The following is a 20,460-nucleotide window of genomic DNA, read 5'->3' as shown; positions in this document are numbered from 1 at the left end:
CGCCGGGCGCCGGCCCTGATATCATCGGCCCGGTCGCCAAGAGCCGGCCGCCCCTGCAGGGGCCGAAGCAACCAATCTGCCCCTGCGGCAGCGCCCCCACCGTGGCCCGTGCCCCTTTTCAAAAGGGAAGGGAAGCGCCATCACCCGGCTTGCGGGTACCGCACCGGTCAGAACTCGGCGTGTCCGGGCGTGCGCGGGAAGGGGATCACGTCCCGAATGTTGCCCATGCCCGTCAGGAACATCAGCAACCGTTCAAAACCCACGCCAAATCCCGCATGCGGCACGGTGCCGTACCTGCGCAGGTCGAGATACCACTGGTAATCCGACTCATCCAACCCGTGAAACCGCAGGTTTTCGCGCAGCACCTCGAGTCGCTCCTCCCGCTGTGCCCCGCCGATCACCTCACCCACACCGGGCACCAGGACATCCATCGCCCGCACCGTGACACCGTCATCGTTGAGCCGCATGTAGAACGGTTTGATCGCCCGCGGATAGTCATACACGATCACCGGTGCATGGAAATGTTCCTCGGTCAGGAACCGTTCGTGTTCGGACTGCAGATTCTGCCCCGGCTCCGGCGGGAATTCGAAGGAGCGCCCTGATTTGCGCAGGATTTCCATGGCCTCGGCATAAGGGATTCGCACGAACGGCCGCTCGGTGACGAACCTCAACCGGGCCCGCACCTCCCTGTCCACAAACCGTTCGAACAGGTCCAGGTCGTCGCCGCCCTCCTCGAGCATGTGCCGGGCCATGGCCTTCAGGAAATCCTCCGCCAGGTCCATGTCCGCCTCGAGATCAAAGAACGCCGCCTCCGGTTCGATCATCCAAAACTCGGCGGCGTGCCGGGAGGTGTTGGAATTCTCCGCCCGGAAGGTCGGACCAAACGTGTACACCCGGCCCAGCGCGCACGCCAGCGCCTCGGCCTCCAGCTGTCCGCTGACCGTCAAATACGTGGGCCGGCCGAAGAAATCGTCCTTCGGCCGCTCCCCCGGTTGCCCCTTGAGGGTTGTCACCCGAAACAACTCCCCCGCCCCTTCACAGTCACTGGCGGTAATGATGGGGGTGTGCACCCAGAGAAAATCGCGTGCCTGGAAAAACTCATGCACCGCGCGGGCCAGGCGGCTCCGCGTCCGAAACACCGCCCCGAACAGGTTCGATCTGGCCCGCAAATGCGCGATGCTCCGCAGGAACTCCAGCGAATGACCCTTCTTCTGCAGCGGATAGGTGCTGTCGGCCGGACCGATCAACTCCAGCCGCGTGGCCCGCACCTCCCAGCGCTGGCCCGGCGCGGGCGATTCCACCAGATCCCCATCAACCCTCACTGACGCCCCCGTCGTGCACCGGTTCAACTGCTCCGCCCCGGGAATCTGCGCGTCCACCACCACCTGCAGATTCTTGAGGCATGAACCATCGTTCACTTCCAAAAACGAAAAGCCCTTCGCGTCCCGGCGCGTCCGGATCCACCCCTGCACCCGCACCCCGGAACAGGGGCGGTCCGAGGCCAAAAGTTCCCTGATGCGCTTTTCCATAGGCTTCCGATACGAACAATCCCCAGAAATCCGGTCCGGAGCCTGCCGCCGAACCGGTCACCCTGCAAGGGCAAAAGACGCCTCACACCCGCCCCCGATTTGAGCCAACAAGATTGTCACCCGGGTGGGGTGGACTCGTTCGCCGAAACGGACCGCTGCGACACAAGCCGGTGTTACCCGCCTAGAACACCGAAAGGAGCGCACAAACCCAAACGCGAAGCGCCGGCCAAACTGCGGCATGCTTATGCCCGGGCCGGCAGGCTTAACAAACGTCAACTGCTCGACCCCCGCACCAATCAAGGACCTTTGCTCCACAGTTCAGGCCGTAGCGCAGATTGTCAATCTGCCGTCTCGCCGACTGGAAGTCGGCAGGGCGCTCGGTCTGACCGAGCGTCTCACCCCTTTCGCGCGCCCTGCGGCAGTATGGGCCGGCGCAGAGACGCCCCATGCGCGGGTACTGGCGGCGGCCGAAGTCAGCGCGGAAACCAGGGCCCGCGTACAAGCCCTGCACACCACGCTCAACCGCTTCCCACTGGCTCGGGACATCGAGCAGCAGAAGACGACCATCGAAGCCCGGCGCCGTTTGCCGGCTTGAAGGCGAGGGAGACTGGAGCTGGAGGACTGTGCCTCCCAGCGGGAGCGAAGAAGGGCCGAGCGGCTGCGGGCGTCGGCTTCCTTCATTTCCCAAGGGGGTCAACAGGGTAATGCCTATTTTGGCGCAACCGGCATCCCGCCCACCCCGCGTCGGGTCACAGTTACTTTTGACCCACAAGGCCCGAAGGACCCAACCACCCGCCGAAATCCCCGGGCGCTGCGCTGCTCACGACTCCGTCGTCCCTCGCTCAAGCCGTGCCGGCTGCGCCAGCAGGCGGCGCTTACGCGGCTCGAAACGTGCGGAGCACGTCTCCAAGCTCGTGGTCACGGATCAGGCCGATCTCTCAGAGTCGTCCGGTCCGACCCCACCGGCTGCCGGGACGTCCACGGGACGAGGGGCCCTGAAATCATTGAGGCCGGGGGCACGCAGTGCCCCCGGCCCTGTGAGAATCGCAGCACGCTCAGGAATTCAGAATCTCCAGCGCTTCCTCGCGGTAGGCATCCATCAGGTAGGGGATGCCGGTCACCCTGGCGCATTCCTCGGTAAGGGACATGAGTTCGCGCCTTGTGATCGCAGGAACGCTGAAACACCGGGCCCCGGCCATCAACTGTTGGAGGCCGACCTTGATCTTGTCCACGTAACTGAAGATGCCGATGGCGCCCCACGGGATTCGCTTCATCTCGTCGGCGCCAACGATCTTCTTGACCTCCTCCCAGCAGACGAAGATCTCCTCGGGCGTGGACCCGAACTGTCCGATGGTGTTGGGCAGTTTGCCCTCGGGCAGCCAGCGCTGGATGTTCTTGCCCACCATGCCCGGGATCATCAGGGCCCGGCCCATGCAGACCGCCTTGGTGAAGGGCGAACCCAGCGCCAGGGCCTTGAACACACCGTCCTCGCTGCTGAATCCACCAGCAAAGGCCAGGTCCGGAGGACGCTCGCCCTTGTCGGCCAGGATCTTCGCAAACTCGTAGGCTGCGGCATGGAGGTACAGGCTGGGAATGCCCCACTCTTCCATCATCCGCCACGGGCTCATGCCCGTGCCACCGGAGGCACCGTCAATGGTGAGCAGGTCGATCTTAGCCCTCGATCCCCATTTGATGGCCATCGCCAGCTCGCGCAGGCTGTAGGCGCCGGTCTTGAGCGTGATCCGTTTGAAGCCCAGTTTGCGCAGCCGCTCGACCTCGGCAAAGAATCCCTCCTCGGTGACAAAGCCGAGGCGGCTGTGCCGTTCGAATTCCTTCAGGGCACCGGTCCGGAAGGCGGCCTGGTTGACCGGATCGGACGGATCCGGTGTGACGATGTAACCGCGGCGTTGCAACTCCAGCGCCCTTTCCAGGCTGTCCACTTTGATTTCGCCGCCGATGCTCTTGGCGCCCTGGCCCCATTTGAGCTCGATGGTGGTGATGCCGTGTTTGTTGAGAATGTACTCGGCCACCCCCAGACGCGTGTCCTCCACGTTCATCTGGACCAGGATCTCGCCCCAGCCCTGGTAGTAGCGCCGGTAAATCTCGATGCGGCGGTCCATGTCCGGCGCCAGTTTCACCTTCCCCCTGGAGTCCAACTCCAGCCGCGGGTCAATGCCGCAGACGTTTTCGCCGCACACGATCGTGATGCCGCTGATGGCGGCGCCCACGGCAAAGTGCTCCCAGTTCTTGCGCGCGATCTCGGTCGAACCCAATGCGCCGGTGAAGATGGGCACCTTCATCTTCACCTTGATGTCCCAGCCGTATTCCGTCTCCGTGTTGACTTTGGGGAAGATGGCGGTATCCGGGCTCGCCTCCACGCCCGGCGGCAGCCCGCGTGCCCCCATGGCATATCCCTGGATGTTCAGGTGGGAGTAGTCCACGGGGTAATCCTTGTCGCCGCCCGCGGTGATCTCACCAAACGGGCCCGGATACAGGAGTTCCCGACCGCGGAAACTGGCCTTGAAAACCTCGCAATTGCCGGTGCAACCGTCCAGACACCGGGTGCACAGGCCGCTCATGGGCACGACGCTCCGGGAACGATTGGCCGTCCTTGTCGCTTCGTTGGCATTCGGTCTTTGCAGATTCATGGCGTAATTCTCCCTGCACAGTGCGTTGTTGTCGGACCCCAATCTATCAGCCCGGCACGCCCGGTGTGTGCCCCGTGGTTGCCGTTTTGTTGACCATTTTTGTCATGTGATCCGCCGGCTCGGGGAAGCTGGGCCGCGGACTTTGAGCCGTCACCTGCACCGGCCTTTGAGGGGGCAATCCAGGGAGGCCTTGGCACGCGGCGGTCGGGCATTCATGAACGGCACGGTGCGGGCCCCGAGTGCGGCTTTGACGGCGCGCAGGCGCCGGTCAGTCGTCGTCCTCGACGGTTGTGACCGCCCATTCGGGGTACGGCTCGGCACTGCCCTTCATGGCGTGCCAGAGGATCCGGTTGAGGACGGACTCCGGGCAGGCGTCCACCTGTTTGAAGTTCAGCGTTTGGGAAAGTTCGGCCTCCTGCCGGAGCACGGGATCCCGAATGGCCTGCGGGGCGGGGTTCATTTCGTCCAAGTGCACCCGGTTGGGCACGGCGGTAAACGGGGTGAAGTCCGGCGTGTCCGTGAAACAATCAAACATCGGATCGGCGCTGGCGTCGAACTGGTTCATGGGCGGCAGGCCCAGAATCTGCTCCATGGTGCGGAGGATGCTGATGGTGTTGTAACGGGTGCTGACGCGGACGCCGCGTTTGACGCATGGCCCGGCCAGATAACCCGTGGTCCGGTAACCGCTCACATGATCAAAGCCGTCCTGCGGATCGTCCTCGATGGCGAAGATCACCATCTGCCGCCAGAAGCGGCTGTGACTGAGGGCCTCGACGATCCGACCCAGGGCCAGATCATTGTCCGCCACGCAGGCCGCGGGTGTGGGCGCTCCCCTGCGGGTGCCGCTGGTGTGATCGTTGGGCAGGCAGATGATCACCAGCTGCGGGAACTCGCCCCGCTCCTCAAACATCCTGAGTTCCCGGATGATAAAGTCCGCGCGATACTGGTCCGGCACCGACATCTCCCAGCCGACGTAACCCGTGGGCGAGAACGAACGGATGGTCTCGATCATGGGGGCACTTTCGAACACGACCTCCTCGGTCCGCTCCTTCCAGGCACGGTAACAGGCCGTCCAATCCGGCTCGCCCGGCCGCGCGGGATCGCGCCAGCGCACCTTCGGTTCCATGAATTCGCCATGGTTGCGGATCCGGATGCCGTGGGCGAGGGCGTTGTCCCAGAGGAAGCCGGCGGGGGAATAGGCCAGCGCGTCGGCCTCGTCGGTGCCCATGCCGTCGGGGTAACTGCGCGGCCAGCCGGCGAAGGATCGTTCCAGGTAGTCGGTACCAAAGGCCGTGGTGCTCCACTGGTGCCCGTCGGCGCTGAGAATGCCGGCGCAGTAGGTGTTGTCCAACAGCACAAACTCGCGCACCAACTTGTGCTGGTTGGGCGTGATCCGCTCGCCAAAGATGCACAAACGCGGATCGCCGTTGCCTTCCGGCACGTCACCCAACACCTGATCGTAGGTCCGGTTCTCCTTGATGATGTACACCACGTGACGGATCAGGCGGGGCTCACCACTGCGTTCCGGGATCGCCCTGGGCGGCTGGTCCGGCCGCGGCGGCAACAAGGCCGCGCGGATCCTGTCGCGTCGCGCCTTTGCGCTGAAGCCTGTGCGGAGTGGTGGCTTCACTGCAGCGCGACCCTTTGCTATTTTCACACATGGCATGCGGGCTTTGGTATGGCTCAAACGCGACCTGCGCCTTTCGGACCATGCGCCGCTTTATAACGCCGCGCGGGCCGACGCTGCTGCCGCCCTTTATGTGATCGAGCCGGAGTGGCTTTCGAGCGCCGAGTTTGATCCGCAGCACCTTGCCTTTGCGCTCGCCTGCCTTGAGCCACTGCGCGTGCAACTCGCGGCTCGCGGACTGCCCTTATGGGTGAGGCAGGGAGAGGTGACCGAGGTCCTGACGGCGCTCCATGTCCGTTACCGGTTCACCCACCTCTTCAGCCATGAGGAGACCGGGCCGGGCTGGAGCTATGCGCGCGACCGGGCGGTCCGCGCCTGGTGCCGCGCGCACGGGGTCGTGTGGACCGAATGGCCGCAGACGGGCGTTGTGCGCGGTTTGCGTGACCGCAGCGGCTGGTCCGACCTCTGGCAAGCGCGCATGGAGGCCGATCTCGTGCCGACGCCGGCGCGCTGGCGCGGCATTGAACCCCCCAGGCTCGAGCCCTTGCCGACGCTCGCAGAGCTGGGGGTACCGCCGTCGCGGCCGCTGCCCCCGGCTGGCGAAGCCGCGGCACAGGCGCTGCTCGAAGGGTTTCTTGCCGAACGCGTCCGCGGCTATCGGCGGGCTATTTCGAGCCCCCTCACCGCTGCTGATGGTTGCAGCCGCTTAAGCCCCCACCTGGCGTTCGGAACGATCTCAATGCGCCAGGTGTATCAAGCGACCGCCGCGGCGATCCGCGCGACTACCGATCGCGCCCTGGCGGGCGACCTGCGCGCGTTCGCGAGCCGCCTGCGATGGCACTGCCACTTCATGCAAAAACTCGAGGACGAACCTGAGATTGAGTTTCGCAACTTCTCCCGTGCCTATGATGGCCTGCGCGAAGAGGCGTTCGACCCCGAGCGCTTCGCGGCGTGGTGCGAAGGCCGCACCGGCTTTCCCATGGTCGATGCCTGCATGCGTCAGTTACGCGCCACAGGTTGGCTCAATTTTCGCATGCGGGCGATGCTGGTCAGCTTCGCTGCCTACCACCTGTGGCTTCACTGGCGCTTGCCCGGGCAGTTCCTCGCACGGCAGTTCCTCGACTTCGAGCCGGGGATCCACTGGTCGCAGATGCAGATGCAGAGCGGCACCACCGGCATCAACGCGCTGCGGATTTACTCGCCTGCGAAGCAGGCGCGGGACCACGACCCTGAAGGCCACTACATTCGCCGCTGGATACCCGAGTACGGCACCCGCGCTTATCCCAAGCCGATCGTCGACGAGCGCGCGGCGCTCGCGTTTGCCAGGGCGCAGCTCTATCGCGTAAGAAACAGCCCTCTGGCGCGCGCTGAAGCCGAACGGGTACAGGCGCGCCACGGCTCGCGTAAAAGCGGCTTGCCGCCCACCGATCGCAAATGGCGCCCGCAACGGGAGAAAGGGACACACCAACTGGAGCTTATCTGATGGCTTTACGACGGAGGAAAGGGAACCAAGCGACGCTGCCGACAAAGGCCTGCGCCGTTTGCCGCCCACCAATGAACCGTGCCGCGCTTCGGCGAGGGATTGGGACGCGATGAAGTACTGCTCCGACGCCCGGCGGCGCCGCAAAGGTCGATCATGACGCAACCGCTACGCCACCTGGTGCTCGTATTGGGCGACCAGCTCGACCACAGCTCGAGCGCCTTCGACGGCTTCGATCCGCAACACGACGCGCTCTGGATGGCCGAGGTCAGCCAGGAATCGACCCATGTGCCGTCGAGCAAGTTGCGCAGCGCCCTCTTTCTGAGCGCGATGCGCCACTTCGCCTCCGCGTGCCGCGCGCGGGGATGGCGGGTGCACTACACACCGCTCGAGGCGGGCGTCGCGACCCTTGCCGATGCGCTCGCCGCCGCCGTCGCGCGGCTCCGCCCGCAGCGCCTGATTCTGACCGCGCCGGGCGAATGGCGGGTGCTGCAAGCGCTGCGCACCACTGCCCGCGCCCTGGGCGTGCCGTTGGAGCTCCGCGAGGATCGCCACTTCTTCAGCACGGTGCGCGACTTTGCCGCCCACGCCCGCGGGCGTAAGCAGCTGCGCATGGAGCACTTCTACCGCGCGCTGCGCCAGCGCCACCGCGTGTTGATCGATGGCGACCAACCCTGCGGTGGCCGATGGAACTTCGACACGGAAAACCGCGCCGCCTTTGGCCCTGCCGGCCCGCCGCCGGTGCCCGCGCGCGTCCACTTTAGCCCCGACGCAACCACACGCGAGGTCCTCACCCTCGTGGACCAACGCTTTCCCGGCCACGTCGGGGATCTTGCCACCTTCGACTGGCCAGTGACGCGCGAGCAGGCGCTGCTGACGCTCAAACGCTTCATAGACGAGCGGCTCCCCTACTTCGGCCACTGGCAGGACGCGATGTGGAGGGGTGAGCCGTGGTTGTGGCATTCCCAGCTTTCGGCGGCGCTCAACCTGAAACTTCTCAACCCACGCGAAGTGGTCGCGGCGGCTGAGGCGGCCTACCGCGCCGGCACGGCACCGCTCGCCTCCGTTGAGGGGTTCATTCGCCAGGTGCTCGGTTGGCGCGAGTATGTGCGCGGCATCTACTGGACACAAATGCCCGAATATCTCGATCGCAACGCCCTCGACGCGCATCTGCCGCTACCCGCGTTCTACTGGACAGGCGAAACCGAGATGGCTTGCTTGCGCGAGGTGATTGGCCAGACCCTGCGCCTGGGCTACGCTCACCACATCCAGCGCCTGATGGTCACTGGCCTGCTCGCCTTGCTGCTGGGCGTTGCGCCCAAGGCGGTGCACACCTGGTACCTCTCGGTCTATGTCGACGCGGTCGAGTGGGTGGAGCTACCCAACGTCCTCGGGATGAGTCAGTTCGCCGACGGCCTGACCGCTGACGGACGCCCGGCCCCAGGCGGACCGATGGCGAGCAAACCCTACGCCGCCACCGGCCAATACATCGCCCGCATGTCCAACTACTGCAGCGCCTGCCGCTACCGCCCCCATCAGCGCACGGGCGACACCGCTTGCCCGTTCACCACCCTCTACTGGGATTTCCTGATGCGGCACGCCAAGCGCTTCGCGAGCCACCCGCGAATGGCACTGCAGGTGAAAAACCTCGCACGCCTCTCAGCCGAGGAGCGCGCGGCGATCCGCGCGCGTGCTGACGAGATCCGGCGCGCCGTGACGTGACTGTTCGTTATCATGGGCCGCACCACGGGCCGTTCTGGCGCCCGCCTTCGCGTGGCGGCGCCGTTGTGGCGAGCCGCCGCGCAGCCAGCGCCCTCGGAGCTGGAACAGGGGCAGCTGCTCTTGACACTCTTCTGCGGCATTCCACTGGTCGCGGTGCACCACGACGCGCCCGTCAGCGGTAAAGCGCACGTGGGTGGAGCCGCAAATCTGCGGCTCGTGGCGCTCGCCGCTAGAGCGACAAAGAAAGCGCCTGCCAAGAAAGACCGGTCGTGTGAGAAATTTTGTGCAGGGCCCTGCTGTTTAAAAGGGGTCACGACCATCGAAAAGGGGTGCCCCTTGGATCGGAATATCCTACAAAGCCCAGTCAGAAAAAGCCATGAAGGCGACCGTGACCGTGGCGATACAGCCCCTTCTCCATCTGGAACAAGAAGATTTCTTGCGGAAAAACGGCGGCACGAAAAACGGCCATTACCGCCGTACCCTCCAGACCCCCTTCGGTCAGGTGGACCTCTCCATCACCAGGGACCTGGAAGGCGGGTACTACTCTTCCTTCTTCATCCCCTACCAGCGTCGGCTGGTGGACGTGGGCGAGGTGGCCATCGCCCTTTACGCCTCGGGGATCACCCACAGCAAGGCGGCCGAGACCCTGGGCCTGCTCCCCGGCCGCCGCTACTCCCCCGAGATTCTGAGCGCCCTCACCGACCAAGTCCTGGAAGCGGCCGAATCCTTTCGCCGAAGGCCTCTGCCCCCGGAGATGGCCTTAGTCTACTTGGACGGCCTGTCCCTCAAGGTCTTCCAGGGGCGAAAGGGGTGGTACGGGCATCAGTTTACGTGGCCCCAGGGATCAGCCCGGAGGGGGACGCAGGGTCCTGGGGTACTGGCTCTTCCACTGGGAAAACGCCACCACCTGAGGGTGTGCTCCGGGAGCTGAGGGAGTGGGGTCTGGAACGGGTGTTGCTCCTTATCACCGATGGCCTACCCGGCTTGGCCGAAGCGATTGTCTGCCTCAAGCCTCTGGCCCGGTGGCAGCGATACGTGATGCACGGGGTGCAGTGCAGCCTGAGTCAGGTGAAACCACGGGACCGGGCCCTTTTCGCGGAGGAGCTGAATCGGGTGTCGAAGCCAAGAACCGGGCCAGGGCGCTGGCGGCGCTGGGGGAGCTGAGACGGGCTTGGGGTGCGGCGGTACCCGCAGGAGGTGGGGATGTGGTTGGAGGATTCGGGGGCCTTCGTGCGGTTCTGCGAGTCTCCCCCGAAGCCTCGGACTATGTCGGGAGTACGAACCTGATGGAGCGTTTTATTTGGGAGGTAAGATGTGGGGCGAGGTGCGGGACCACGAGTTCCCCACTGAAGCTGGGGTTTACGAGCTGTTGTACCTGGAGTCGGAGCGTCGGGAAACCAAATGGGGTCAGCGCAGGTTGAAGGGGCTCGGTGCTGCCTCCCAGTAGGGGTAGTACCGACAGGCTTGGGAGATTCTGGACAATACGCCCGCAAAAGCAGTCTGGCCCCCTCAAATAAAGGCTTTCAAAAAACTCGTGACGTGACCAAAAAAGGCGGGCCAAAACAGAGCTCGGTCGCCCTGGGCAACCCAAGCCAGATGTTAACGACTTCGCCTACGAACCTTGGGCGGGCGAGCAAGGTACTGGTAAAAGTGTAAAATCCGCCAGAATCAGTGTCGGTAGACTTTACACTTTGGCCCTTTTTGTCGCAAGTCGTTGATTATCAATAGCAAGCAGACTTTTGGCTCGTTTCGTAGGTCAGTCGACACTCGTCGGATGCCCTACGGATGTCGGCCGGTTTTACACCGGGACCACAGGTTTGTGGCGCTTGACGAAAGCATTGAAAATTTTCCGTAAGTCTCTGTCCGCCACACTTGCAGCAAGTTGCTTGTGTACAACGGGTTATCAATACACAACTGCACGCTGCAAAGAGGCGCGTTCCTTGGGCTAATTCCGGCATGCAAGGTGCTGCTGGGCTTTTCCAAGGCCAACATCAAAGAAAGGAGATGAACGACATGAAACGGACAAACTTGTTGCTGGGTTTGGCTTGCGGGACGCTGGCACTGGCGGTGACCGTCCAAGCCGCGCCCATCGTGCCCACTTATACCACGTTCGGAACGCTCTCCGGGGCAACGTTTGGCGGAAGTGGGATTCCCAACAACGCCGTCGCCATTTGGACCAGTAGCGACGGCACGGTCACCCTCGGACTGACGGCCCACCAACGCTATTCCAATCCGCCGGTGGGCAACAACGGCGCCGGCGACTTTTACGCAGTTAAAGGCGGCGACATCTACAGCGGCATACATGCAAACCCGGCATACGCCCGATGGAACTTTGGCTGGTACGCGCTCAACACGGGCTCAAACTACTACCGTGTGGATCTCTTGTACGACCTTGATCCGGCGGCCGGGACTGAGCAGAGTGCTCACTTAGTTCTGAGCAACTTCCTACCACCCGATTCCACTCCATACCAAAACTCATGGAACCTTGGGATGAGTTCTCTCTTCGGAGGTTCGTTCAATCCGAACGTATCCGGGGAGTACACCCTCGCTCTTATCCTCCGGGACTACCAGTCCGGACAGGAGCTGGGTCGGACTGCCATCCGCGTCAATGTGGTGCCTGAGGCGGGGGCCACGGTGGGTTTGCTAGGTCTGGGCCTGGCGGGGCTGACACTGCTGCGCCGCCGGTTCTAGGCACCCCGTCGTAGACTACAAGATTTCAACACGCGTTCGGCCGCCCTCTTTCCCGAGGGCGGCCTTTTGCTGCCCGGACGGCGCAGAGTCCCCGGCCGACCCCGATCCAGAGTCCGCTCTCATGGGCTGTTGAAAAACCGGCTTGGGAATTTGGGCCGACGGCTGAAGGACTCGGTCGATGAGTAGGCGCCGCAAGTTTCGAGCTTGACAGCACTCTTTCACCCTCCTGACCCTCAACGCCACCACGCCCCGGTCCACTGCTGCAAGACCAGCACGGGCCAGCGGAACGCAATCCTCCAGAAGCTCTCTCCCTCTTCGAGGAGGTGCAGAAGCCCGGCGGGCATCCGAGCCCCCCCGCCCGAAGGGAGTACCCGGGTCCTTGCCGTCCCTGGTCATCCCATCGGATTTGCCACGAATGCAGTCCCTACCGAATCGGGGCGGTTGGCACAGGTGGCTCGTCACCCCGGCTTGGTGGAATTGCGCAGGTTCGCTGGGTAATGTGCCTGCGCCGGTTTCAGCAAATTGCTGATGGCGGGTGGACTTGATGTGGGGAACGGTCTGGGACGGCGCGAGGTGCAACATGAACAGCGGCGATCCGGCAACCCAGGTCCGTTCCGACACTTTCAAAACCGTCTTGTTGTATGACGACGCGGTCTGGGCCCGTACGGCCAAGGCCGGCGTGGAGGAGATTGCCACCCGGTGCGGCGCGACCGATCCCCTGGTGGTTCCTTGGCGACTGGACTTGCTGAAGCAGACGCGGTTTGCCGACGCGGCCCTGGCGCAGAGTTTGGACGCCGACGTCGTGTTGTTGGCGCTGGCTCACACGCGGTTTTTGCCCGCGTCGTTGAGCCGCTGGCTGGATGTGTGGGCCACATGCAGGACGGTCCCCGATGCCGCCCTGGGCGTGATGACGCCGCCCGAGGTCTCCGACGCCGAGATCAAAAAGGAACTGGGACCGTGGGTGCATCGGCACAAGCTGACCTGGCTGGGCGATTGGGAAGCCGCGCGGGCAGAGGATCCTGAACTGGACACGGCGGCGACCGTGGCCGACCTCCGGCAACGGGAACGCAGCCTCAGCCCGGTGTTGCGCGAAATCATGGCAGGGCCGGCGCCCTACCGGTTCTTCGGTCTGAACGAATAGTCGCGTTCACTTCAGGCCCCACCGCGGATCGCCCCTCCACCCCCAAAGACGCTGGATCGCCTCTCCAGCTTGGCGCGGCATCAGGAGTTGTCCGTCGTTGGTTGGTCTCTTGCCTCACCGGATCCATGCGGCCCACCTTCAGGCCGCCGGATGCGAAGGGCACCTTTTGGCGGATCCAGGGGATTCAATGGACGCGCGTTTCGCCTTCCAACACCTGGGCTTGTTTGACCCGTGGCACCCGGCTCCGGCGGGAAGCAGGTCGTGCCCGGGGCAACCTTCAGAACCGCCTTCGCGATTTGCTTCGGGTTGACTGGCAAAACGTTGGAAAAGGTTCGATTCCGAAGGGCCTTTGGGCGCCAACGACCCCTGGTGGCCGATGGTCGAGTTGGACCTGCGAAACACGGTGAGCTGCATGGGTTCAGTGTGGATCCATCTGGATTTCCGATACCCGGCCACGTGGGGGGGCGTGCCGTGGCCTTTTTTTGGCAGGGGCTGCCGCCATCATCTCCGGAATGACTTGCGGTGTTCTGGTGGTTGGGGGGCAGGAACCGCCGTGACGGCTGTTTTGCAGGGTTGGCCTCCCCGGGCGCACGGTCCACGGCGAATGCGGGACCGGAAAAACCGGTGCACCCGTTGGATGTTTCATCGGATGGCGCCGCTTGACAGCCGTGGACTCAACTGATTGTGTGTCAGCATGAAAGCGGGGTTGGGCTTGTTACGGTCCGTTCGGGTCGGCTTGTGGGTTTCCGTCGCGTGGGCGTGCCTGGCGGGAGGGGTTGGGGTCGCATCGTCGCAGACGGCTTCCGTGCGGTTTGCGTGTGTTTCTTTACGGTTCCACCGGGGCAGCGAGCCGTTTGGGCTGTTCGGCTTGGAGCTCTCGTCCCTGCCGGGCCAGGTCAACGGCGAGTTGTTTCCCGTGTTCCAAGCGGATCCCTACACGCATGCGGCCCTTCTGACGTTCATCGATGAGGCGTGGTTTCTGGAAGTGCCGGGCAACATGCTGCTGCAGGTGCCCATGGCAGACAGCGACGGCAATGGCATTCCGGACTTTTTCCAGGTCGAGAACGGCGTGCAGGCCACCACCGCGGGAGTGTTTGCCCTGCAGGGGTACGGTTCCGGGACCGTGGTGGCGCAATGGTCGCGGGCGCCGGGCAGTCCCACGGGCACTTGCAGACTGGATTTGAAGTCCAATCCATTCCAGTCCCTGGCCGTCTTCACCCACACTTTCGAAGTATGGGAGTACCGGGGCACCCTGGAATACCGGCGAAACGAATCGCAGATCGAGGTCGGCTTGCAGGTGGCCCGGGTCGGGGGGGAAGGGTCGTCGTGGCGTGGCTCGGCCACTTTGATTCCTGCGCCGGAGGATCCGCTGAACCAGTTGGTGCTGCTGCCCGGCGCATGGACCAACGAACTCGATCAGCTCATGGTTTGGTCCACGAACTATCTCTTTCGCGACGAACGCTGGCCCACAAACTATTCGGCCCTTTTCGATTTCCAGGACGGTAATCCGGTCACACCGGAGCCGGACTATCTGACGTGGGTCTGGTCCGTGGACGATCCGAACGACAACGACGGCGACGGGATTCCGGACCTCAGCGATGCCGTGGCCGCTCCGCCGGTGCAGATCCGGTTGTGGGTGCGCAGGCTGCAGGGTGAGCTGGAAGTGGGTGTGGAGGGGCCGCTCCAACGAACATGTCGCCTGTTGCAAACGACCAACCTGATGACCGGGCCGTGGGTTGAGGTGGCGTCGGTCACACTGACCAATGCGAGTCAACTGCTGCTGCGGCAACCTCTCCAGGGCCCGGCCCGGTTCTGGCGTGCATTGTTGCCCTGATCCGGTCATGTCAGTCCATCCCGCAGGCGCACTGCCGCTCCCCTCCACTCTGACAGCCGCCCAGGCACGGGCCGTGACGGCCGGCGGCAATGTGTTGGTGATGGCCGGAGCCGGGACCGGCAAGACCCGAACCCTGGTGGAGCGGATCCTGCATTTGTTGGTGGGTCAGCCGGTCGGTTCGCAGGCCGGGGTGCGACCCCGGGTCACGGATTTCCTCGTGGTAACCTTCACGGAGGCGGCGGCCGCGGAATTGCGCGAGCGGATCCGGCACCGGTTGGAAGAAGCTGCCGCGCAGGATCCATCGCCCTTCTGGCACGAACAGTTGGCGTTGCTGGACACGGCCTGCATCGGCACGCTTCACAGCTTCTGTTACCGCTTGATTCGAGAGCACTTTGCCGAGCTCCAACTGGATCCGCGCCTGACCGTGATGGAGGAGGGACAGGCGCGGTTGCTGGAGCACGAGGTGTTTCGTGAGGTGCTCGAGGCAACGCTGGGCGAAACGACGCCCGACGCCAAATCCGTCGAGGAAGCGTTCGTTGAGACCTTTCGGGCCGAAGAAACCCGGTTGCGCGACTGGGTGCTCCGCGTACACGGCTACATCCGGAGCCTGCCGGATCCGCATCAATGGTTGGAACAACAGTCCCGCCACCTGACGGAACCCGAGCCGGTGCAGTGGGAGGCGTGGTTGCCCGAGGCGTTCGGGTTCTGGCTTGAACGATGGCGGCCTGCACTGGAGGAGGAGGACCGGCAGCAGAATCCCCTGGCAACCGAGCTGCTCAATCTTCTCCGCGAAACGGGTCTGTTCGAGGTCCAGGGTTTCCGCTCCGGCACCTCGTGCGCGTCGTTCTGTCAACGGGCGATCACTACCCTGGACGAGGGGCTGCGGGACCGGCGGTTTCTCAAGAAGCATTGCCAGCCGCTGACCGGTTGTCTGGCGGATCTGCGGTTGTTGGCCCGATGGTTTGAATCCAACGGACAGGCCGCCGGCAATGAAAGCATCCGGCCGCTGGCCTGGGATTGGGACCGGATGCGCCGGCCGATGCTGGCGTTGCTCCACCTGACCCGTCGGTTTGGAGAAGAGCTGGCCGCGCGCAAACGCGAACGCGGTCTGCTCGACTTTGCGGATCTGGAGCAGTTTGCGCTCGACCTGCTCTGGGACCGCGATCGGAACCAGCCCACCGATCTCGCCCGACGTTTGCGGCAACGGTTTCGGTGGGTTTTCGTGGACGAGTACCAGGACATCAACCCCGCCCAGGACCTGATCCTGCGGGCTCTCAGCCGGGAGGCCCCCCACGGCAACCGGTTCCTCGTGGGCGACGTGAAGCAGAGCATCTACCGCTTTCGCCGGGCCGATCCGGTCATCTTCCGCAAATACGCCCGCGATTGGGACGGAGCCATCCACGCCCAGGTCATCCCGTTGCAGGAAAACTTTCGCAGCCACGCCGGGATCCTCACCTTCGTCAACACGGTGTTTGGAGCGCTGATGGACCCGTCCGTCGGCGGTGTGGACTACGGCCCGGACGCACGGCTCCAACCCGGTTCCACTCAACCTCCGGCCGGTACCGGAGCCGAAAGCCACTCCCCGCCGGTGGAAGTGTGCCTTTGGCCACCGAGAAAACCGGGTAACCGCAGCCGGGTCGAACCCGCCGAAAACGACCTCGGCGATGCCGAAGCCGGTGAACTGGAGGACCTGTCCAGGGCCGAGGAGGAAGCCCGGCTGGTGGCTTGTCGACTCCGCGAACTGCGCGAGGCTCAATGGCCCGTCCGGGACCCGGGCTCGGGTCGGACCCGACCCGTGCGATACGCCGACATGGCCGTGCTCCTGCGTGCGCCCGGGCCCAAGACGGAGATTTACCTCAGCCAATTTGAGGCCGTCGGCGTCCCGCTGGAAGTGCCCCGCAGGGGGTTCTTCGACGCGCTCGAAGTCGCGGATCTCCTGAACCTGCTCCGGCTGCTGGACAATCCCCTGCAGGACCTGCCGCTGCTGGCCGTGTTACGATCCCCGTTTGTGGGGCTGACACCGGACGAGATGGCCTGGGTCTGCGCCCGGGACCGTAACCTGCCCGTCTGGCTCCGACTCCGACGCTGGGTCAACCACGGGGACGACACCGGCCCTTCAGAGCTGGACCTGCCCGGCCTACGTCGGCGCCTCAAAGGGTTCCTGGAAAAGTACGCCCGGTGGCGACAACTGGCGCGGGTGGAGTCGGTCACCCGCTGCATGGAAGTCATCCTCAGTGAAACTCAATACGTCGCGTGGCTGGAGTCGCTGCCGCACGGCCGGTTTCGCCGGATGCACGTGGAACGTTGCCTGGAACTGGCCCGGGATTACGACCGGATCCAGGGCGAAGGGCTGGGCCGTTTCCTCCGGCAAATGGAGGCCTACCAGGAAAGCGAGACCGAACCGGAAGTCCCGGCCGAAGCCGGCGCCGACGCCGTCCGACTGCTCAGCATCCATCAAAGCAAGGGGCTGGAATTTCCCGTGGTCGTTGTGGCCGACCTGGGCAAGCCCTTCAACCTGCAGGATCTGCACGCCCAGGTGCTGCTGGACGAACACTACGGCCCGTCATCGCAAATCCTCAGCGCCGACGGACGTCGGTATCATCCCAGCCTGTCCTTCTGGTTGTCGCGGCACCGGCAGTGGCGGGAAAACCTGGGGGAGGAGGTCCGGCTCCTCTACGTCGCGTTCACGCGGGCCCGGGATTACCTGTTGCTGACCGGACACGTACGATCGCTCGACCTGAACCGGGGCCACTCCACGTCGTCCCGACTCCGGTTGCTTCAAGCCCGGACCCCCATGGACTGGCTCCTGCCGGTGCTTCAACATAACGGCCTGCCAGCCCCGGGGGATCAGGTCACCGGCCGCACACAACTGTTTGCCTGGCGCTGGGTGGTGTGCGATTCACCAGCCGACACCCCACCCGGCGGCTCCGACGCAGTCCCACGCAGCGCAGAGGAGCCACAGACTTCCGCCCCCGCGTCAACCTCGTCGGAAGACAATCCGTGGGCCGAGCTGCTGCGCCTGAGACAACTGGCCTACCCGGCCCGATCCGCCACGGTGGAACCAGCCAAGACCTCCGTAACCGCGGCGCAACGTCGCTGGCAGGAAGAGGAACGGCCGGTGTCGCTGTTCCCCGGGCTCACGGCCGGCCGCGAACGACGCTTCCCGCGCCCGCCGCTCACCGCGGTGGAACGGGGCACGGCTCATCACCGGTTTTTGCGGCATTTCAACCTGCAAACGCCCCTGACGCCCGATGGTCTGGCGGCCGAGGCCCGTCGGTTGCAAAACGCCGGCCTGCTCAAACCGGAAGAGGCGGAAGCCCTCGATTTCGACGCGCTGGGCCGTTTCTGGCGATCCGAGGTCGGTCAGCAGATCCTCCAACATCCCGGGGCCATCCGGCGGGAGCTGGAGTTCACCGTCCGAATGGACGCCCTCGATTTGCGTGAGGTCGTGGGTGTCCGCGCCGAACCGGGATTGGCAGGCGAATTCGTCATCGTGCAGGGTGCGGCGGACCTTGTGGTCGTGTTGCCCGACCAACTGTGGTTGCTGGACTTCAAAACCGACGAAGTTGAGGATGCCGAGGTGGAATTACGGGCGGCGCACTACGCACCGCAACTGCGTCTCTACGCCCGGGCGCTCGAAAGAATCTACGCCCGCCCCGTGGTGCGGCTCTGGCTGCATTTCCTGACTGCGGGCGTGACCAAGGAAGTGGCGCGCAGTTGAGGCGCCGCACCCTCCAGGCTCCCCACTTACAGGCCGGCCCATTCGCGGGGAGTGTTGAACCGGCGGTGACTCCCCGTTTCGCAATCCCGCTCGAAGGGCAGCACCAGCAAGGCCCTGCACGGGCTCAAAACCGCATGACCCTACTCCCCGGCACCCAACCAGCGCGCCCGGATCCATCTGCATGCGGCTTCGTCCGCCGACAACCGAACAGTGCCCGTGAACGCCCCACCCCAGGGCTCCCAGGGAGCGTCCCATCCCGTCCGGGTTTCCAGTTGAAACCGGCCGGCCAGCCCGATCGGATCCAGCCAGACTTCTCCGCCATCTCTCCTCACCTGCAACACCCAGGGGACGGGCAATCGCATCACGACCCTGTCGGTCCGCAGCACCGTCATCTCGCCCCTCTCGCCGTGCACCAAAATGCGAGCCAGCGGAGCCGCGAGTTTGCCACCCAGGCGAAGGACGCAGCGTCCGGTGTCAATCTCCCAAACCGTGAGGAGCCCGTTCCGTTCCTTCACCAACAGCAACCGCCCGTCCGGACTCAGATATGCGGTTTGAGGATCTACCGGCAGCGATCGGCGATCCAAAAGCGTGCCGTCCTCCCAGCGCCAGAACATCAGCTCGGATCCGACATCGCCGGTGGCCAACATGATGTACTCACCGCTTCCACGGCGCCACCCCACCGAAAGCCCCGGCGGTAGTGTGAACCGGGTTTCAAGAGTGGCACGGGAGAGCACGCGCCGCGTTTTGTCGGTCAGTCCGACGATGAGCCGGTCCCCCGCCGGGTCAAACCCTGCCGAGACCAGGCCGGTAATCTCGGCTTGTGCAGCCACAGCCCATGAAGCGTCGAAGACCTTCAGCAGGCGACGTTCGTTCGCAGCCACAAACCACTGTCCGTCCTCTGACCACGACATGATCATGATCCTGAGGTCCTGAGAACCGACCACCGAGCCGGGACCGAAAAGTCGAACGGTGGTTTGCAAGGTTCCATCGTCTGCACGCCACAGCTCGCATGTCCCGTCGTCAAAACCCAGGGCGACCCGATCGCCCCCCGGTGACACGGCCAGAGCATCCTTGATGAACCTCGCCGGAGCAGCCCGATGCCAGAGCTCCTCGCCCGTAGCTCCGTCAAAGGCAAACAGCCCGTTGAAAGAGTCACTCACCACCACCCGTGAACCCGGACCGTCCGAGGCAATCGGCCCAGTGCCGGTCAACCGATAAAAGCCCCGCGGTGGATCATCCGAGGAAAGGTCCCAACACCACAGCTGCTCCAAGGTGGAAACCAGGAGGAAACGTCCATCCGGCGACCACGCCACCCCGCTGGCCAAGCCACCTTGGGGCCACGGACCCAACCGGCGCACGAGCTCCCCATCGGAGGCATTACGAATCTCGACGAACCGATCCCGCATTGCAAAGGCCACCTGATCGCCTCTCGGTGACCATGCCACCGCATCCACATTCGTTCCCAGGGACGTCCACTCGGCCTCGATCCGCCCATCCGACAGATCCACCACAAACGGTTGCCGATCTCGAATCCCAATCAGGCGCTGTCCTGATGGTGAGACAGCCGCCAGCCACACCTCCAGATTTTGCTCCCAAACGGGTAAATGCTGGCCGATCCGGAACCTGGCCACGGATTGCATGGTCCCGCCAGGGCCGCTCAGGGCCACAAAGTCCGAATTACCCACAAATCCCACCGGCACAAATCTCCTCTCGTCCGCCAGCCATTTGGGTTCCAAGACGCCACCATCAGCGAGGCGAAGGACCCGGAGGGAATACGGAAACCCATCCGGCGGGAGGTACGGATATCCAATGCCCAGTACGACGAACTCGCCTCCGGGCGAAAGCAAAGGCTTCTCAAGTTGCCATGCGTCCGTCCTCAACACCTCGGCCCCCGAGTCCAATGAAACCACCACCAACTGATTGGATCTCGTAACCATGGCCGCCCGTCCAGCCAGCGGGTTGATATCGGCCTCGAAGCAACGGTCACCAGGCCAGAAATTCTTCAGCAACCGCCCGTCTGGGAACGACCACGAGCTGACCCCGTACGAAAACCCGCCGGTCCACAAC

At 64.3% G+C, this 20,460-nt stretch carries 12 protein-coding genes; 8 read left to right on the top strand and 4 right to left on the bottom strand.

Annotated elements, in window-relative coordinates; genetic code table 11:
* Positions 1-167 precede the first annotated feature (167 nt).
* The 3 genes from asnS to G4L39_RS12195 all read right to left on the bottom strand — a co-directional run bounded on the left by asnS (position 168) and on the right by G4L39_RS12195 (position 5,807).
* A complete protein-coding gene (asnS, locus tag G4L39_RS12205) occupies positions 168-1,529 on the bottom strand; it encodes an asparagine--tRNA ligase (protein WP_165108468.1) in 1,362 nt (453 codons plus the stop codon).
* A gap of 1,055 nt (positions 1,530-2,584) precedes the next feature.
* Positions 2,585-4,177, bottom strand: coding sequence for an FMN-binding glutamate synthase family protein (locus tag G4L39_RS12200; protein ID WP_165108467.1), 1,593 nt, complete (start codon positions 4,175-4,177; stop codon positions 2,585-2,587).
* A gap of 268 nt (positions 4,178-4,445) precedes the next feature.
* A complete protein-coding gene (locus G4L39_RS12195) occupies positions 4,446-5,807 on the bottom strand; it encodes an alkaline phosphatase family protein (protein WP_205880993.1) in 1,362 nt (453 codons plus the stop codon).
* A 34-nt stretch (positions 5,808-5,841) separates the two neighbouring features.
* Between G4L39_RS12195 and G4L39_RS12190 the strand changes: the two genes are divergently transcribed.
* From G4L39_RS12190 to G4L39_RS12155, 8 genes are all read left to right on the top strand, one after another.
* Positions 5,842-7,287: an FAD-binding domain-containing protein gene (locus G4L39_RS12190; protein WP_165108466.1), complete on the top strand. Its 1,446-nt coding sequence runs from the start codon at positions 5,842-5,844 to the stop codon at positions 7,285-7,287.
* Positions 7,288-7,440: 153 nt separating this feature from the next.
* Positions 7,441-9,006 (top strand): cryptochrome/photolyase family protein, encoded by a 1,566-nt coding sequence (locus G4L39_RS12185; RefSeq protein WP_165108465.1) that lies wholly within the window; start codon positions 7,441-7,443, stop codon positions 9,004-9,006.
* Between the two features lie 376 nt (positions 9,007-9,382).
* The gene (locus G4L39_RS15950; protein WP_165108464.1) at positions 9,383-9,937 is read left to right on the top strand and encodes a transposase; all 555 of its coding nucleotides are present in this window, start codon (positions 9,383-9,385) and stop codon (positions 9,935-9,937) included.
* Complete coding sequence (locus tag G4L39_RS15945; RefSeq protein ID WP_165108463.1) at positions 9,838-10,170, top strand: transposase; 333 nt, start codon at positions 9,838-9,840, stop codon at positions 10,168-10,170. The genes G4L39_RS15950 and G4L39_RS15945 overlap by 100 nt, the downstream gene beginning before the upstream one ends.
* An 849-nt stretch (positions 10,171-11,019) precedes the next feature.
* Positions 11,020-11,697, top strand: a complete 678-nt coding sequence (locus G4L39_RS12170) for a VPDSG-CTERM sorting domain-containing protein (protein ID WP_165108462.1) — start codon at positions 11,020-11,022, stop codon at positions 11,695-11,697.
* A gap of 580 nt (positions 11,698-12,277) precedes the next feature.
* Positions 12,278-12,838 carry a hypothetical protein gene (locus G4L39_RS12165; protein WP_165108461.1) on the top strand — a complete coding sequence of 187 codons (561 nt, stop codon included), beginning with the start codon at positions 12,278-12,280 and terminating at the stop codon, positions 12,836-12,838.
* A gap of 694 nt (positions 12,839-13,532) precedes the next feature.
* Complete coding sequence (locus G4L39_RS12160) at positions 13,533-14,672, top strand: hypothetical protein (RefSeq protein WP_165108460.1); 1,140 nt, start codon at positions 13,533-13,535, stop codon at positions 14,670-14,672.
* A 7-nt stretch (positions 14,673-14,679) separates the two neighbouring features.
* Positions 14,680-18,393 (top strand): UvrD-helicase domain-containing protein, encoded by a 3,714-nt coding sequence (locus tag G4L39_RS12155; RefSeq protein ID WP_165108459.1) that lies wholly within the window; start codon positions 14,680-14,682, stop codon positions 18,391-18,393.
* 140 nt (positions 18,394-18,533) lie between these two features.
* Here G4L39_RS12155 and G4L39_RS12150 read toward each other — a convergent pair.
* Positions 18,534-20,460: WD40 repeat domain-containing protein (locus tag G4L39_RS12150; RefSeq protein ID WP_205880992.1), on the bottom strand; the 1,927-nt coding region annotated here is incomplete at its 5' end.

Source organism: Limisphaera ngatamarikiensis (genome assembly GCF_011044775.1).
Classification (GTDB): domain Bacteria; phylum Verrucomicrobiota; class Verrucomicrobiia; order Limisphaerales; family Limisphaeraceae; genus Limisphaera; species Limisphaera ngatamarikiensis.
Note: the sequence above shows the minus strand (reverse complement) of the source record. Positions and strands in the feature narration are given on the sequence as shown.

Excerpts from the sequence above, each read along its gene's own strand:
- G4L39_RS12160 (WP_165108460.1), top strand. The coding sequence starts at position 13,533 with ATGAAAGCGGGGTTGGGCTTGTTACGGTCCGTTCGGGTCGGCTTGTGG.
- G4L39_RS12165 (WP_165108461.1), top strand. The coding sequence starts at position 12,278 with ATGAACAGCGGCGATCCGGCAACCCAGGTCCGTTCCGACACTTTCAAA.
- G4L39_RS12155 (WP_165108459.1), top strand. The coding sequence starts at position 14,680 with ATGTCAGTCCATCCCGCAGGCGCACTGCCGCTCCCCTCCACTCTGACA.
- G4L39_RS12200 (WP_165108467.1), bottom strand. The coding sequence starts at position 4,177 with ATGAATCTGCAAAGACCGAATGCCAACGAAGCGACAAGGACGGCCAAT.
- G4L39_RS12190 (WP_165108466.1), top strand. The coding sequence starts at position 5,842 with ATGCGGGCTTTGGTATGGCTCAAACGCGACCTGCGCCTTTCGGACCAT.
- G4L39_RS15950 (WP_165108464.1), top strand. The coding sequence starts at position 9,383 with ATGAAGGCGACCGTGACCGTGGCGATACAGCCCCTTCTCCATCTGGAA.
- G4L39_RS12185 (WP_165108465.1), top strand. The coding sequence starts at position 7,441 with ATGACGCAACCGCTACGCCACCTGGTGCTCGTATTGGGCGACCAGCTC.
- asnS (WP_165108468.1), bottom strand. The coding sequence starts at position 1,529 with ATGGAAAAGCGCATCAGGGAACTTTTGGCCTCGGACCGCCCCTGTTCC.
- G4L39_RS12170 (WP_165108462.1), top strand. The coding sequence starts at position 11,020 with ATGAAACGGACAAACTTGTTGCTGGGTTTGGCTTGCGGGACGCTGGCA.